Annotated in this window: 15 protein-coding genes; all 15 read right to left on the bottom strand. The window is 60.5% G+C overall.

Annotation, left to right across the window (positions count from 1 at the left end; all coding sequences use genetic code 11):
* Positions 1-236: 236 nt before the first annotated feature.
* Positions 237-1,466 carry a pyridoxal-phosphate-dependent aminotransferase family protein gene (locus F1379_RS19920; RefSeq protein WP_150273073.1) on the bottom strand — a complete coding sequence of 410 codons (1,230 nt, stop codon included), beginning with the start codon at positions 1,464-1,466 and terminating at the stop codon, positions 237-239.
* A gap of 27 nt (positions 1,467-1,493) precedes the next feature.
* Positions 1,494-2,732: a Zn-dependent hydrolase gene (locus F1379_RS19915; RefSeq protein ID WP_150273071.1), complete on the bottom strand. Its 1,239-nt coding sequence runs from the start codon at positions 2,730-2,732 to the stop codon at positions 1,494-1,496.
* Complete coding sequence (gene allB, locus F1379_RS19910) at positions 2,729-4,123, bottom strand: allantoinase AllB (RefSeq protein WP_150273069.1); 1,395 nt, start codon at positions 4,121-4,123, stop codon at positions 2,729-2,731. Before allB ends, F1379_RS19915 begins: the two co-directional genes overlap by 4 nt.
* A 56-nt stretch (positions 4,124-4,179) precedes the next feature.
* Positions 4,180-4,548 carry a hydroxyisourate hydrolase gene (gene uraH / locus F1379_RS19905; protein WP_150273067.1) on the bottom strand — a complete coding sequence of 123 codons (369 nt, stop codon included), beginning with the start codon at positions 4,546-4,548 and terminating at the stop codon, positions 4,180-4,182.
* Positions 4,545-4,709, bottom strand: coding sequence for a hypothetical protein (locus tag F1379_RS29815; protein ID WP_162551222.1), 165 nt, complete (start codon positions 4,707-4,709; stop codon positions 4,545-4,547). Before F1379_RS29815 ends, uraH begins: the two co-directional genes overlap by 4 nt.
* Before the next feature lie 57 nt (positions 4,710-4,766).
* A complete protein-coding gene (gene uraD, locus F1379_RS19900; RefSeq protein ID WP_150273065.1) occupies positions 4,767-5,285 on the bottom strand; it encodes a 2-oxo-4-hydroxy-4-carboxy-5-ureidoimidazoline decarboxylase in 519 nt (172 codons plus the stop codon).
* Positions 5,282-5,779: a (2Fe-2S)-binding protein gene (locus F1379_RS19895; RefSeq protein WP_420850517.1), complete on the bottom strand. Its 498-nt coding sequence runs from the start codon at positions 5,777-5,779 to the stop codon at positions 5,282-5,284. The genes uraD and F1379_RS19895 overlap by 4 nt, the downstream gene beginning before the upstream one ends.
* Before the next feature lie 25 nt (positions 5,780-5,804).
* On the bottom strand, positions 5,805-8,114 hold the full coding sequence (gene pucD, locus F1379_RS19890; protein ID WP_150273063.1) for a xanthine dehydrogenase subunit D: 2,310 nt from the start codon (positions 8,112-8,114) through the stop codon (positions 5,805-5,807).
* Between the two features lie 203 nt (positions 8,115-8,317).
* Positions 8,318-9,220 carry an FAD binding domain-containing protein gene (locus F1379_RS19885; protein ID WP_150273061.1) on the bottom strand — a complete coding sequence of 301 codons (903 nt, stop codon included), beginning with the start codon at positions 9,218-9,220 and terminating at the stop codon, positions 8,318-8,320.
* Between the two features lie 22 nt (positions 9,221-9,242).
* The gene (locus F1379_RS19880) at positions 9,243-10,172 is read right to left on the bottom strand and encodes an ABC transporter permease (protein ID WP_150273059.1); all 930 of its coding nucleotides are present in this window, start codon (positions 10,170-10,172) and stop codon (positions 9,243-9,245) included.
* A 32-nt stretch (positions 10,173-10,204) separates the two neighbouring features.
* Positions 10,205-11,326, bottom strand: a complete 1,122-nt coding sequence (locus F1379_RS19875) for an ABC transporter permease (RefSeq protein WP_150273057.1) — start codon at positions 11,324-11,326, stop codon at positions 10,205-10,207.
* On the bottom strand, positions 11,323-12,855 hold the full coding sequence (locus F1379_RS19870; protein ID WP_150273055.1) for an ABC transporter ATP-binding protein: 1,533 nt from the start codon (positions 12,853-12,855) through the stop codon (positions 11,323-11,325). The genes F1379_RS19875 and F1379_RS19870 overlap by 4 nt, the downstream gene beginning before the upstream one ends.
* Before the next feature lie 130 nt (positions 12,856-12,985).
* Positions 12,986-14,161 (bottom strand): BMP family ABC transporter substrate-binding protein, encoded by a 1,176-nt coding sequence (locus F1379_RS19865; protein WP_150273053.1) that lies wholly within the window; start codon positions 14,159-14,161, stop codon positions 12,986-12,988.
* 214 nt (positions 14,162-14,375) lie between these two features.
* Positions 14,376-15,002 carry an NTP transferase domain-containing protein gene (locus F1379_RS19860; RefSeq protein ID WP_150273050.1) on the bottom strand — a complete coding sequence of 209 codons (627 nt, stop codon included), beginning with the start codon at positions 15,000-15,002 and terminating at the stop codon, positions 14,376-14,378.
* Complete coding sequence (locus tag F1379_RS19855; protein WP_150273048.1) at positions 14,890-16,032, bottom strand: XdhC family protein; 1,143 nt, start codon at positions 16,030-16,032, stop codon at positions 14,890-14,892. Before F1379_RS19855 ends, F1379_RS19860 begins: the two co-directional genes overlap by 113 nt.
* Between the last annotated feature and the right edge of the window lie 3 nt (positions 16,033-16,035).

The following is a 16,035-nucleotide window of genomic DNA, read 5'->3' as shown; positions in this document are numbered from 1 at the left end:
GATGGCCCGGATAGCTTTGCGTCAGGAATCCTTCATAAGCCGGCCAACCGGCTTGTTACATCCGGGATGCCTGCAGTCGGCACTTTATATTCCTATTTTTTATGGCCGCATATTTAAGAAAAACGGCCCCGCCCCGCAGGGCGCCAGCCGTCTCTCGTTGAACACTGCCGGATTGCCGCCTTCTCCGGATAACACTGGCCTTCCAGCCGCTCCGCTGACTGCCGCATTAACAGCGATTATCTAACGTTTTGCTCATATACGTCAAGTGCAGCCTGCACGCCGGGCCCGCACGGCAGCTTGCAGCCTTGCCGCAGCAGCACCGCTTCAAGCGCCCCGAGCAGGCGCAGCACATTATTCTCGCGGCAGCTGTAGCCCATTGTGCCGATGCGCCAGATTTTGCCTTTGAGCGGACCGAAGGAGCTGGCAATCTCAATGCCGAAATGCTGCAGCAGCATCGTCCGCACCGCTTCACCGTCGATGCCTTCCGGAATCAGTACACAGGTGACCACCGTCAGCTTGCTGGCCGGATCGCCGTACAGCTGCAGCCCCATGGCCGTGAGCCCGGCCACCAGCGCCCGTTCATGCAGTGCGTGTCTTGCATGACGCGCCTCCAGCCCCTCCTCCAGCACCAGCCGCAGGCCTTCGCGCAGCGCATACAGCATGGAGGTCATCTCCGTATGGTGATTAAGACGCTGCGGGCTCCAGTAATCCTGAAGCATTCCGAGATCCAGATAATTGCTGCGCACCACTGGCAGCTCATGAGCTGTATCTTCGGTGCGAAGCCCGCGTTCCACTTGCTTACGCTTCAGCAGCTTTGCCTCGGCCCGGGCATTATAAGTCACAGGTGCCATCCCGGATGGAATAGAGAGACATTTCTGCGTCCCGCCGACCACCGCGTCCAGCATCCAGGCATCCGTCTTCACCGGCACACCGCCTATGGTTGCTACGGCATCGACAATCAAGAGAGCATCAGCTTCCCGGCAAGCCCTGCCGATCTCCGCCAGCGGCTGCACCCGGCCTGTAGAGGTCTCGCCGTGAACAATGGCCACCACATCAGGCTGTACGTTCCTGATCGCGGCAATTACCTCTTCCGGGTCAAAAATGCCGCCCCAGGCCGTCTCAATCGTGAACACCTCGGCGCCGCAGCGCTCGGCAATTTCATGCAGCAAATGGCCGAAGCGGCCAAAGATCGGGACCAGCACCCGGTCGCCCGGGGCAATCAGGCTGACCATCAGCGCCTCAATGCCTGAACGCGAGGTTCCATCCACCGGATAAGCCCACTGATTCTCCGTCACGAACAGCTTACGCAGCATCGCCATGGTTTCATTCATAATATCGGTGAATTCAGGATCAAACTGCCCAAGCACCGGAAAAGACATCGCCCGCAGCACACGCGGATCAACCTCTACCGGCCCCGGGGTCATAATGCACCGCAAGGACGGCGACAAATCTTCGTACCGCTTCATGAATCATCTCTCCCTACAGGTTCAGTTCTACAGATAAGCAAGTTCGTATAATAGCGCGGTCAAAATATTCAGTCCGGCCGCCAGCTCCTCCGGCGAGCTGTATTCCTCCGGGGCATGGCTGACGCCGCCCCGGCTCGGCACAAAGAGCATGGCCGCCGGGCAGCGCGGCGCGAACAGCTGGGCATCATGTCCCGCCCCGCTGACCATGCGGTGGTGGGTAAGGCCCTGCTCGCTGCAGAGCTGCTCCAGGCGCTCGGCCAGTTCCCGGTCCATCGGGGCCGGAGCCGTGGCCAGCGTCTCCTCCAGCGCGAACGTCAGCCCGCGCCGCCGGGCAATTCCGCCACAGGCCGCTGCAGCAGCCTGACAGAACTGCTCCAGCATCCCGGCCTCGCTGTGCCGGATATCCAGGGTGAACCGTACTTCGCCCGGGATGACATTCGGTGTGCCGGGATAGGTCTCAAGCCGGCCGGCCGTGGCTACCAGCGGGTCGCCGGCGTCCTGCGCGGCGCGCTCCAGCCACAGCAGCATCTCCGCCGCTCCGGCCAGCGCGTCGCGCCGCAGGCCCATCGGCGTCGTGCCGGCATGATTGGCAGCGCCCCCGACGCGGGCGGTATACCGGCGCTGACCGGCGATGGCCTGCACCACGCCGATTTGCTGCGCTGCCCGTTCCAGCACGATGCCCTGCTCAATGTGCAGCTCCACGTAAGCGCCGATATCCTCCCGCAGCGCCGCAGCTCCGGAAGCGGGATAACCGCAGGCGGCCATCGCCGCCCGCAGCGTCATGCCGTCACGGTCGGCACAGTCCGCCGCTTCACCGCCGTCATAATGTCCCGTGACATGGCCCGATCCCCAAAATGTCAGCGGAAAGCGGCTTCCCTCCTCCTCGCAGAAGGAGACAGCCTCCAGCGTCCGCCGCGGCTGGCCGCAGGTCTCCCGCAGATACCCAAGCGCGGTAATCGCGGCAGCTACACCATAGGCGCCGTCATATTTACCGCCGTGGACGACAGTATCTATATGCGATCCGGTCAAGATTACTTTATCATGCGCTTCTCTGCCGGGTAACCTGCCATAGACATTCCCCACTCCATCCATCCTGGTCTCCAGGCCGGCCGCAGCCATCTTCTCCTGCAGAAAATGCTGGGCCCCCTTCCACTCCGGCGTGTACAGCAGCCGGGTCACCCCGGGGCCGGGAGCGCTGAAGACCGCCAGTTCCTCGAGCAGCAAGAGCATTTCCGTAGCCGGAGCCTGCAGCTTCACCTTGCTCATAACACCGGCTGCCCTTCGCGCAGCTGCAGCCATTGTCCGCCGCTTCCGTCCAGAATGCCGTCTTCGGCGGTATAGATAAGCTTGCCGCGGCTGATCGTCGCCGTCACCTTGCAGGATAAGGTCAAGCCGGTATATGGACTGTGTTTATGGCGGTAGAGCAAATCTTCTGCCTCTAAGGTATACGAATAGTCCGGATGGAGCAGCACCAGGTCGGCATCAAGTCCGGGGGAGATTGCGCCTTTGCGCCGGTCCAGCCCGAAGCGCCGCGCCGGCTGCTCCGCCAGCAGCGCCGCAATCCGGGTGACCGGAAGCCCGCGCTTACGGACGCCTTCGTGGAACAGCAGCTCCAGACTGCTCTGGGCGCCGGAGATGCCGCCCCAGGCCTCCATGAAGCTGAGGCCGTCCGCCAGCTTCAGCTCGCTCGGACACGGGGAGTGATCGGATGCGACGAAGTCGATTTTGCCTGCCGCCAGCACCTCCCACAGCTTCTCCTGCTCCGCCTTGCTGCGCAGCGGAGGCGCGCATTTGGCCACCGGACCCAGCTCTGCCATGCTGTCCTCAGTCAGCAGCAAATAATGCGGGCAGGTCTCCGCCGTCACATCAAGGCCGCGCAGCCTGGCGGCATGAATCCGCTCGATGGCCTCCGCCGTGCTGATATGCACGAAATGCAGGCGGCAGCCGGTCCGTTCCGCATAGAACAGCGCCCGCTCCACCGCCTCAAGCTCAGCTTCCGGCGGGCGCGAGGCGGCGAAATCCCGCGCGCCGTTCTTCCCGCTGCGCACTGCTTCAGCCGCAAGCGCTGCGGTCATTGCTTCGCTCTCGGCATGCAGGGCGAGGATGCCTCCGAAGGAGGCGATCCGCTTCATCCCTTGATACAGGGTATCGTCATCCACTTCCCGAAACCGTCCTTCTCCCTCCCCGCCGGGGTTTGAGATGAAGGCTTTGAAGCCGATGACACCAGCGGATGCCAGTGCCTCCAGATCGTCCAGATTCCCGGGCACGAGCCCGCCCCACAGCGTATAATCCACGGCCGATTGCCCGGACGCCGCCGCGCTCTTGAGCTCCAGCGCCGCCAGATTCACCGTCGGCGGATTCCCGTTCAGCGGCATATCCGCATAACAGGTGCAGCCGCCGGCCGCAAGCGCCGCCGAACCGCTGCGGAAGCCTTCCCAATGGCCCATGGCCGGTTCATTGAAGTGGACATGCATATCGATCATGCCCGGAAGCACATAGTGTCCGGCTGCATCGATGACGCGGGCAGCCCCCTCTTCCGAAAGCGATGGTTCAAGTGCGGCAATGACGCCGCCGCGCACGCCGATGTCCAGCCTCCGCACTTCACCGGGGAGCACCACATCCCCATTTTTGACAATAAGCTCGTATGAATCCCTCATAGCTCCGCCACCTCCGCCCTTCCACTATTCTTCGTGCTTACTTCCTTCACAAGCCTTCAGCTTCCGCGGTATGTGCTGTACCCGCCCGGAGCCACCAGCAGCGGAACATGATAATGCGCCCCGGAATCCGTAATATGGAAGCGGATCGGTATTTCATCTAGAAACAAGCCCCCGTCTCCGCCGGTCACCCCACCGCACCCGCTGGCGCGAAAATAATCGCCTGCCTGAAACAGCAGTTCATATGCACCCGGTACAACCGCTTCGCCTTCAAGCAGCGGCTGGTCGAGTCTTCCATCGCTGTTGGTCACCGCTGTGAGAAGCAGGCGGCTTGCACCGCCGGAGACGCTCCATAGCTGGACCGCCATACCCGCTGCGGGTATGCCCCGCGCCAAATCCAGCACATGGGTGGTCAGACACCCGCTCATGGCCGGACTCCCTGAATGCTATGGATGAAGCAGCCGTCTGCACTCTGCAGGCCGGCTTCCGCCCTGATCGCGGAGTAACCGGCAGCAGTCAAGGGCCGGGCGATTCCGCCGCTCATCCAGATTGACAGTGCTTGCCCATAATGATTTGCTCGTATGAGCATATCCGGCACCTCCTGTTCTTTTTGTCAAAAATTATGTTGAAGCTTGCGCAAAATTCGTTAATCCTCCCTGACCAAGTCGAACAACCGGAAACGGGTAATCCGGCCGATCTCGGTCAATGCCTGCTCCCGCTCCACTTCATAGGAATGGTTCACTCTTGTGCCGATGGCGGCGATAATATCGTCCTTGGTCTTGCCCCGTACGGCAAGGATAAAGGGAAAGCCGAATTTCCGAGTATACTCTGAATTCATCTCCGTCAGGTACGCGAACTCCTCCGGCGTCAGCCGGTCCAGCCCGGCTCCCTGCTGCTCCGCCGCCGACAGCGGCGTCACCTGCATACGGGTGGCCAGATCGGGATGTGCCCGCAGCAGCTCGGTGATCCGGCTCTCCTCTGCACCGCGCGCCGTATCCAGCATCATCCGGTGCAGCTGCTCCACCGACTCCGCAGGCAAAAGCGCATAAGTGCCTCTGGCAACCCACGGCGAATGCTCGAAGATTCCGCCAAGCGCCGCTGTAAACTGGTCTTCACTCATGGTGTTGAGTTCTTTTAGAGCAATGGTTTGATCACTTGCCGTCATGGCGACACCCCGCTTTCAATCGCTTTGTTTACTGCGCGCATAATGCCACCGTATCCGGTACAGCGGCAAATATTGCCCGATAACGCCTCTTCAATATCTTCCTGGGCCGGCGATGGATTCTCCCGCAGCAGACCGACAACCGAGATGACCATCCCCGGTGTACAATAGCCGCACTGAAAGCCGCCTTCCTCCAGAAAAGCGCGCTGCACCGGATGCAGTCCCGCTTCGCCAAGACCCTCTATAGTCGTAATCTCGGCGCCCCCGCACTGGTAAGCCATGGTGAGGCAGGCGTTAACCGGTCGGCCATCCACCAGCACCATGCAGGCCCCGCAGCGGCCGATCTCGCAGGAGCGCTTCGTGCCGGTCAGCTCCAGATCCTCGCGCAGGATGCTGAGCAGTCGCCGCCCCGGCGGAACCTCCAGGGAGAGTGCTCTGCCGTTGACAGTGCAGTTCAAGGTATACAGGGGCCCGGCAGGAATGTCTGCGCCCGCCATTTCGCCCATTTCTTCAAGCCTGAAGTTATCCGGCATAGCTTCCCACCGCCTTCTGTGTAGTAAAAAATGTCTCCTGCAGCAGCTCCGGCTCGACCGGCAGCTTGTTAACCCGTTTGCGGACCGCCTGGAAGATCGCGGCGGCCACAGCCGGTGCCAGATGCACGGAGCCGATCTCCCCGATGCCGCGGGGACCGTAGGTGTCATGCTCCGGCAGATCCTCGATTGCCTCCACCTGGATACGGCCGTTCATATCAATGAGCGTGGGCACCAGATAGGTATCCATATTCTTGGTAACATAAGCACCGCCCGTCATGACGGCATCCTCTGACAAGGTGAAGCCTACTGCCATGCTGCTGCCGCCTTCAATCTGCCCCAGGTAGCCCTGGGGATTGGCGACCGGGCCGGCGGCGACAGCATGGTACTGGTCGGTAATGCGCACCCGCCCGGTGAGCAGATTCAGCTCTACCCGCACAGCGATGGCAGAGTAGGTATAGAGGAAATGTGCGCCTACTCTCTGCAGCGGTGTAGTCGGATATTGAAATTTCGTCTCGCAGACCAGCGGCTCCTTCAGTCCGCGCGCCAGCTGAGCGTAGGAGATGAGCAGGCTGCAGCCCTTCCAAACGCCGCCGCACCCGAGCTTCAGCTCCCCGGCTGGTTCACCGGTAGTCGCTGCCGCCGTCTCCAGCAGCTGTGCCGTGAACTCCGGCCGCAGCCGCTGCAGTGCCATCCACATCATGCTGGTGGAGCGCGAAGCAGTGCTGGAGCCGCTGTCCGGCACGACATCCGTATCGCCGATAATGATCCGCAGGTCGTCTCCGGCGAAGCCGAACTGCTCGACCAGCATCTGCTCCATCGTGGCGATCAGTCCCTGGCCGAATTCCTCATAGCCGAAGACGGCTTCAATCTTGCCGTCCAGCGCCAGGCTTAGCCGCCCTCCGGCCGGATCAGGGATGCCGTAGCCAAGACCTGCACCGTGCATGGCCAGTGCAGCGCCGGTGCCGGTGACGATCCAGGGGGGCAACTGCCCCTCCGGCTGGCTGTCGCTGCCCTCACCCTCGCAGCCGCCATCCTCCGCCGCCCGCAGCAGCGGGGATGCCTTCAGCGCCTCCCAGACCTGGACTGCTCCATGGGTCTGGGCGATTGGCTGGCCCAGCGGCCCGGGGTCGCCGTACTGCCGCAGATTGCGGCGGCGCAGCTCCCACGGGTCCAGCCCCAGCTGCTGGGCCAGGCGGTCCACCTGCCCCTCCAGGGCAAAGATCGCCTGGTTGCCGCCGAACCCGCGGAACTCGCCGGATACGCCGTTATTGGTGTAAACGGCGAAGCCCTCCACCTCCACATGGGGGATGCGGTAGGGGCCGATGACATGCTCGGTGGCGAAATTCAGCACTTCGGCGCCAAGCGTGGCGTAAGCTCCGGTGTCGGAGATGATCCGCACCCGGTGGGCCACGATCTGCCCCTCGCTGTCGCAGCCCGTCTTCATCGTGATCTTCATCGGATGGCGCTTCAGCCCGGCACGCACCGACTCATAGCGTGAGTTGTGCAGCCGCACCGGCCGCCGCGTCCGCAGGGCCAGAAGCGCCCCGTATGGCTGAACGTTCAGCTCATCCTTGCCGCCGAAGGAGCCGCCGATGGGACTGGAGACCACGCGGATGTCCTCCTCGGGCAGCGCCAGAATGCGCGAGAGCTGCCTGCGGTCCATCAGCCCATGCTGGGTGGCTGAATATACGGTAAGCCGGCCATTGCTCTCCGGGATAAACAGACCGCCTTCCGTTTCCATATAGGTATGCATTTGGCGGGGAGTGAAGTAAGTTTCCTCCACCACATGCGCGCATGCCCCAAAGGCCTCATCGGGATCGCCCCGGCGGTACTCCGTGTGATGCAGCACATTCCCTTCCTCATGCAGCAGGATCGCTTCCGGCTTCATCGCCTCCTCGGCGTCCTCCAGCAGCGGCAGCGGCTCGTATTCCACCTGGATCAGCGACAAGGCGTATTCGGCGATGGCATCGTTCTCGGCTGCGACGGCGGCGATGGCATCACCGGTATAGCGCACACGGTCATAGCAGAACACCGGCTGATGCGGCAGAGCGATGCCGAAGCCGTTCAGGCCCGGCACATCCTCATGGGTAATCACCGCATGTACACCCGGCACCGCCAGCGCCGCTTCGGTACAGATGGACAGAATGCGGGCATGGGCCTGCTGAGCGCGCAGCACCCGTCCGGTCAGCATCCCTTCGGCAGCCATGTCGGTCAAATATTGCAGCTTGCCGGATACTTTATCCTGGCCGTCAGGCCGTATCCGCCAGCGGCTGCCGCTCGACTCCTTGTTCAGCAGCATGTTCCCCACTCCTCCGCTAAAATTCTTAATAATTAGAATTGAAGTATTTTTAGATAAAAAAAGTCCATTCGCTGTATTCAACCCATCTCCTTCTCTGTGCACTGCCTGAATGCCTTTGCCGGTGTCGATGTGCGAACTACATAAAATGGACGTTGGTTTATCATGAATTCCGATGTGAAGCAGTGAGCTTTCTTTACGGGCAGTTATGACCGGGCCTTCAGCTCCAGCGTCTGCCACAGCTCGGAAACGATCAGATTTCCGGCTGTTTTCTTCTTGTATTGCTCGCCCGCGAACGGATCGTCATAGCTGGCAAAACCGTGCTCCACCGCCTCATAGACGGCGCCCAGCAGGCTGCGCGACAGCTCTGCGCCCTCCAGCAGCGCTTCGGCGGCGGCCAGGCGCTGCGGGCGGCCGGAGCCGCCACCGGCCGCAAGCCGCACCCGCCGCAGTGTCCGGGCGGCGGCATCCCAATCCGCCGTCACCGCTATGGTGACCAGCGATGCCGTAAAGGCCTCCCGGCGGCCTACCTTGCGGAAGACCGCCAGACGGGAGCCGCCGCTGCCCTGATCCAGCGGCAGCCTTACGCCGGCGACAAGCTCCGCCGGCGGTATAGCCCCGCTCCAGCGCCGCTCCAGCCACGCTTCCACAGGCTGCACTCTCAGCAGGTTGCCGTCATAGACGGCAAGCTCCGCATCGTGCACCAGCAGCGCCGGCAGAATATCGCCGTAGCCGGAAGCGATGTTGCCGCCCAGCGTTGCGAGATTGCGCACCGCCGGTGCGGCAATCTGCCGTGCGGCTTCCGCCGCAGCCGGGCCGGCAGAGGCCAGGGCCCCGCTGCGGCGGCAGGCAGTCAGCGTAACCAGCGAACCTATAGTGAGATAGTCATCATCCCGGGTGACATCTTCCATCCCCGCGATGTTCCGCAGGTCGATCAGCACCTGCGGCACTGCGGCTGTTCCGGCCTCCCACTGCGTCCTCAGCAGAGTTCCTCCGGAGACATAGACCGCTTGCTCAGCGCAGGCGGACTTCAGCTCCCAGGCCTCGCGGAGACTCCGGGGCTGGCGCAGCGCCGGTGAGAATAACGGCTCATCCTGTAAAGCTCCCACAAGTCTCAGCTCCTCTCATGTGTCAGAACCGCTGCTCGCGGATATACGGCGTACCCAGCGATTCCGGCGTGCCCGAAGGCTTGTTGCGGTTGCGGTACCCGAGATACATCAGCACCAGAATGGTTACGATATATGGAATCATCTTGAGAAAGTACGGCGGAATCGCGCTGCCCAGCAGCTGAATCCGGAAGCCGAGCGAGTCCAGCGCTCCGAAGAAATAGGCGCAGAACAAAGCGCGCAGCGGATTCCATCTGGCGAAGATCACCAGCCCGACGGCGATCCACCCCCGGCCGGCAGTCAGGCCTTCATTCCAGGTCGGTGCATAGGCCAGCACCATATCGGCTCCGGCAAGGCCGATCAATGCGGCACCTGCGGTCACATAGCTGTAGCGGATCATCTGGACGCGGATGCCCATAACGTCGGCAGTGGCAGGATTGTCTCCGACCGCCTTCAAATGCAGTCCCCATGAGGTATGGTGGATCAGCAGATGCAGCGCCGCCACAAGCAGCAGGCTGAACCAGGTCAGAACATCGAGCCTGCCGAAAATATCCCCGATCACCGGGATCGATTTCACCCAGCCCAGATCCAGCTTCGGCGAGGTGCCCGGAAGCGGCAGGCCGCTGATGGATTTGCCCAGGTAGGCGCTCAGTCCGCTGCCGAACAGCGTCATCGCCAGCCCGGACATGGTCTGGTTGGCGCGGAGGGTGACGGTAAGAAACGAATGAATGATGCCGAGCAGCGCGGTGACGGCCAATGTGGCCAGCAGGGCAAGCAGCAGGCTGCCGCTGCGGATATATACGATGCAGGTCGTAACGGCGCCCATGAGCATCAGCCCTTCCGCGCCTAGCTGGATAATGCCTGCCCGTTCATTGAGGATACCGCCCAAGGTAGCCAGCAGCAGCGGGGTTCCGGCGGAGATCGCGGCAATCAATAACTGTGTAGTGAAATCCATAAGTTAAACTCCCTTCCGCAAGACGAAGCTTGCTATGCGCTCCGCCGGATGCGGAACCGGTGAATCATTTCGCCCGCAATCAGGAAGAACAGAATTGCCCCCTGCAGCAGCTCCGAGATGGACGAAGGCAAGCCGATGGTCTGCACGCTGTAGCCGCCGACGATGAGGCCCCCGAAAAGAACGGAGGTGACAATCAGTCCGAGCGGATTCAGCTTGGCAAGCCAGGCAACGATAATTGCAGTGTAGCCGTAGCCCGGAGATATCCCCTGCATCAGCTTGTGCGTGACCCCGGACACCTCCGCCATTCCGGCAATTCCGGCCAGCCCGCCGCTGATCAGCATGACGATAATAATGTGGCGTTTGATATGAATCCCCGCGTATTTGGCTGCGTTCGGGTTCGCACCGATCAGACGCAGCTCGTAGCCCCAGCGGGTGAACTTGATGAGCAGAAAATAAATCAGTACGGCAACCAGACCGAAAACAAGACCGATATGGAGCCGTGTCGTTCCCAGCACAGGCAGCGACTGCGCCGCCGTGAACATCGGCGAGCCCGGGAAATTGAAGCCCTGCGGATCTTTCCAGGGGCCGAACACCACGTAGTCCAGCGCCAGCAGCGCCACATAATTCAGCATCAGGGACGTTATCAGCTCGTTGACGCCGAAATGCGTGCGCGGAATGGCGGTCATGAGTCCCCAAAGCGCACCGGCAGCTATTCCGAACACCAGCATCAGCGAGATTGCCCAGAACGACGGCAGATCAGGAAAATAGATCGTCACCGCCGTAGCCGCCATCGCTCCGACGGTCAATTGGCCTTCGGCGCCGATATTCCAGACGGAAATCCGGTAGGCCACGGCGATGCCGAGTCCGCACAGGAGCAGCGGAATGGCTTTGACGAGCGTTTCCGTGAACCCGTAGGAGGTACCGAAGGCTCCGCGGAACATCTTCTCGTAGACTGTGACCGGGTTCATCCCGTTGGCGGCGATAAACACGGCGCACAGGAGGAGCGCCAGGATAACTGACAGGACCGGGGACCACCATGGCGACCGGTTCCGGCTGGAGTCATACTCCAGCCGCAGGGAGAAACGTTTTCCGGATTTATCCGGTACAGCGGTGGATTCCAGCACGGCGCTGCTGCTCATATTCTTGGGGCTCATACTGCATTTTCCTCTCTATGCCTGATTCCGGCCATCATCAGCCCGATTTCTTCCCTGTCGGCATGCTCATGATCGGTCTCCCCGATAATGGAACCGCCGTAAATGACCAGAATCCGGTCGGACAGCTGCAGCAGCTCATCCAGATCCTCCGAAATCAGCAGCACCCCGCTGCCCGATCCGCGCAGCTCCATCAGCAGCTCGTGGACACCGGCGGTGGCGCCGACATCAAGTCCCTGCGTCGGATGAACGGCTACCATCAGCTTTGGCCGATGGCTGACCTCACGGGCGAACAGCAGCTTCTGCTGATTGCCGCCCGAGAGCTGCTGCACCGGCGTATCGAGCTCCGGCGTCTTGACATTGAAGCGCTGCACCAGCTCCTGCGACCAGGAACGGTTCTTGGCGGCTTTCAGAATGCCGAACCGGGAATGCTCGCTGCTGCGGTAAGACTTGAACAGCAGATTGTCTACCGAGCCGAGCCGTCCGGCCAGGCCGCTCTTCATGCGGTTCTCAGGCACATGGGAGATGCCGGCGTCGATTGCGCCGCGGACCGAAGCGGTCTTGACCGGCTTGCCGTCAAAGACAATCTCGCCGCTCTTCCAGGCTCTAAGCCCGGTAAGAACTTCGGCCAGCTCCTTCTGACCATTGCCGGCCACGCCGGCAATGCCGACAATCTCTCCGGCGCGCACACTCAGCGACAGGCCTTCCAGCGCCTTGCGCCCATGGTCGGCGGTCACTTCCAAATGGTTAACGGTGAGCAGCGGCTTACCCTGGACCGCTTCCCGTTCCTGGCGGGTGATGATTACCTCACGGCCGACCATCAGGCGGGCCAGCTCCAGCTCGCCCGTCTTGGCCGTGTCCAGCGTGGCAATCATCTTCCCTTTGCGCATGACGGATATACGGTCTGAGGAAGCCATCACTTCCTTCATTTTATGCGTGGTCATAATGACCGTCTTGCCTGCCTTCTTCATCACCCGCAGCGTTTCAAAGAGCTGCTCCACTTCCCCCGGCGTCAGCACCGAGGTCGGCTCGTCAAGAATGATGATATCGGCGCCGCGGTACAGCGTCTTGACGATCTCCACACGCTGCTGCTCACCGACGGATAGCTGCCAGATCGGCCGGTCCACCGGAACATGCAGCCCGAACCGCTCGCCCAGCGCCTCGATTTCAGCATGTTTGTTTTTAATCCATTTGCTGCCCCGCCAGAAAGACGACTTTTCGCCAAGCACGATGTTCTCCGCTGCCGTGAGAGTCTGCACCAGCCGGAAGTTCTGGAAGACCATTCCGACGCCAAGCATGGCCGCATCCTTCGGAGAGCGGATTTTGGCTGTCTGGCCGTGAATGAGAATCTCCCCCTCATCCGCCCGGTATACACCCGACAGCATGCTCATGACAGTGCTTTTTCCTGCTCCGTTCTCACCAAGCAGCGCGTGAATCTCACCCGCATTTGCCGAAAAATCGACTTGATCGCTGGCTGTTACCGAACCAAATCTCTTCACAATCCCGCGCATTTCAACTGAATGGTTCTGCATGATGGGACGCTCCTTTCCTTATACTTGTAGTACGGGTGGGGAAGATTCCGCCCGGAACCCACCCCACCCATAGACAATGGCTGTATATTGGATCAATAGTAATCGGCTGAATGTTCTGAACGATAACCTGTTACTTAGGAATAGTGCCTTCTACGCCTTTAGCCAGCCAGTTCATCGAAAGCACCTCTTCAAGCGTCAGCGTCTGGCCTTCCTGCACCACGACATTGCCCTGGTTGTCGGAGATCGGACCGGTGAATACATTTAAATCCCCGCTGATAATCTTCGCTTTGGCGTCTTCCACCAGCTGTCTTACATCCTCCGGCACCTTGTTGCCGAACGGCGCCAGAGCAACCATGCCGTCCGCCATATCACCGGAATACTGCTCGCTCTTCCATGTGCCGTCCATCACCGATTTAACGGCCTTCACGTAGTAAGGGCCCCAGTTCCATACCGGATTGGTCAGATAATTGTCCGGAGCGTATTTGCTCATATCGGAGTCATTGCCGCCCGCGAATGCGCCGCGTTCCTTGGCCGCTTCCAGCGTTGCCGGAGAATCCTGATAGGCCAGCAGTACGTCTGCGCCCTTATCCAGCAAGCTGATTGCCGCCTGGCGCTCGGTAGCCGGATCGTACCAGGTGTTCGTCCAGACCACATCGACCTTGATGTCCGGATTGACGCTTTGCGCTCCCAGTGTAAAGGCATTGAGGTTATAAATAACTTCACTGATCGGGAAGGCGCCGACATACCCCAGATGGTTCTTCGTGGTCATCTTGCCCGCCGCAATCCCGGAAAGATAGCTGGCCTGATAGTTTTTGCCGAAATAGGTTCCCATGTTCTCCGCTGTTTTGTAGCCGGAAGCATGCAGGAACTTCACATTCGGAAACTTCTGCGCCACATTTAAAGTGAAATCCATATATCCGAAACTTGTTGCAAACACGATATCATGCGATTGGGCAAGCTCGGTGATGATCCGTTCGGCATCGGCGCTTTCCGGAACGTTCTCCACAAAATCCGCTTTGATACCCAGCTCCTGTTCCATGTACAGACGGCCCTGATCATGCTGATAAGTATAACCGCCGTCGCCCGGAGGCCCGATGTAGACGAAAGCAACCTTAGGCGCTTCCGCTGCCGGTTCGGCCGATGCCGCCGGTTCCGTCGCTGCCGCTGCGTTCCCCGTTGCCGGTGCTTCTGTCGCATTGGCTGCGGAGTTGTTAGCCGCGTTGTTGCTGCCGCAGCCTGCCAGAACTACCGCCAGCAGAAACATAACTACAAAGCTGAACGAAAATGCCTGACCCCTTTTTTTCATAATTCTCCTCCTCCAGGAAATCTCTTTATCATGGCTGGACCATGATTATCTATACTATACTGAGACACAGTGCTGACGTAAATTTATATAACATAGCTTTGTGCCAGTTCCTAAGAAGGTTCGGGTTTTTTGTGCCTAGTGCACTAGAACGCCTAAAATTAAGCTTAAAATAAGGGATAATTCCTAACATTAATTTGTAATTTGTTTATTAATGTTAACTTTTTTCACTGCGGCGCAGGCTCCACTCGCGGCTGATCGCCCTGAACTCCGTAAACGTATCGGCGTCCATGAAGCTGCGGGCCGAATCTGCCTCCAGCACAGTTCCTTTATATTCACCTGAACGCAGAAGGATTGCTGCGCCCTGGTCCCCGTTCAGCTCCTGCAGCGCAGTGAACATCGAGCGGGAAAAGAGCGCCGGCGGCATGGCCACGCCTTCATTGGCACTCGCCACATAGTCAAGCTCCGGACTCCGTTTATACGTGTCTATCAGACGATTCACCATATGCCTGCTGATAAAAGGCTGATCGGCCAGCGCCACAACCACGGCATCCGGCTGCAGGGGCAGGATGGCATTAAGACCGCAGCGCAGTGAAAAGGACAGCCCCAAATGGGCCGTAAGACAGGTCTCTGTACGTCTGGAGCCGCCTGCCGCTACCGGCGGCAGCCAAGCCAGATTGTCGTCGGCCCGGACTACAACAATGAGCGGGGCAAGCGCGCAGCGTTCCAGCTCACTGAGCGCGACGCTCCCGAGCGCGACCTCCTCCGAGAGCTTCAGCGACACTTTGGAGACGCCCATGCGCCTGCTCTGACCGGCGGCCAGATATATGCCGGCTATCTTCATCAGACTCCACTCCTTTCGGCAGCTTCAGGGATGTTGCACGTTTGATTTGAATTAACTCGGCGACAATGCTGACGGCAATCTCCTCCGGCCCCTCCGCTCCAATCGGCAGACCGACCGGAGCATGCAGCGAGGCCGGACGGTCTATGCCTTCGAGCAGCTGCGTTATGCGCGCCTTGGAGCCAATAATCCCGATATACCGCGGCTCAGCGGACAGCACGTCCAGCAGGAACTGGCGGTCCCGCTGCGTCTGGTGGCTGAGAATCAGTACATAATCCGCCGGAGTGATACGCAGGCGGGCCGCTGCTTCCTGCGGCGGGCAGACCACCTGTTCAGCGTCCGGCAAATGCCTGAGCAGCGGACTTCCCTCGCGCCAGTCGGCGACCGCAAGGCGGAAGCCGCCGCTTTGCGCCAGCTCCGCCACCGGCAGCGCATCCAGTCCGCCGCCGAACAGAATCAGCCGCGGCTTTGGAACGAAATGGGTGCGGAACGGCACAAGCGGTGCAGCCAAGGACGGCCATTCTGCCGCTTCCGCCGCTCCGGGTGCCTGCGCGCATTCAGCCGGTCCCACCGGTCCCCACGTACCGCTCTGCAGCTTATCTCCCTTGAATGGCTCAAGCCTATAGTCGTATCCCTTACCGCCTGCGGCTTCGCGGCTGAGCGTCAGGCTGGCTCCCTGCTCCAAGCGCATATGGATATCCTGCAGCAGCCGCCGCAATTCTCCTTGAACCGGCTCAAGCACCACCGTGATCGTACCTCCGCAGCCCACCGCTTCGCCCCAGGAGAAATCATCGGGCGAAGTCATATCATATTCAATCAACACCGGTAATCCGCTCTCCCATATTTCCTCCGTACGCAGCTCCAGATCGCTTTCCAGGCAACCCGGACTCAGACTGCCCAGTCGACCTCCCGGGTAGAAGAGCATAGCCGCACCCGGTTTGCGGTAGGAATGCCCTTTCGCCGCTATCAGCGTTGCCAGTACGGCGGGAGCCCCGTTCTCATAGACATGCCGCACAATATCCTGTGTACTCATGAA

It is taken from the genome of Paenibacillus tepidiphilus, assembly GCF_008635795.1.
In the GTDB taxonomy this organism is placed as follows: domain Bacteria; phylum Bacillota; class Bacilli; order Paenibacillales; family Paenibacillaceae; genus Paenibacillus_AQ; species Paenibacillus_AQ tepidiphilus.
Note: the sequence above shows the minus strand (reverse complement) of the source record. Positions and strands in the feature narration are given on the sequence as shown.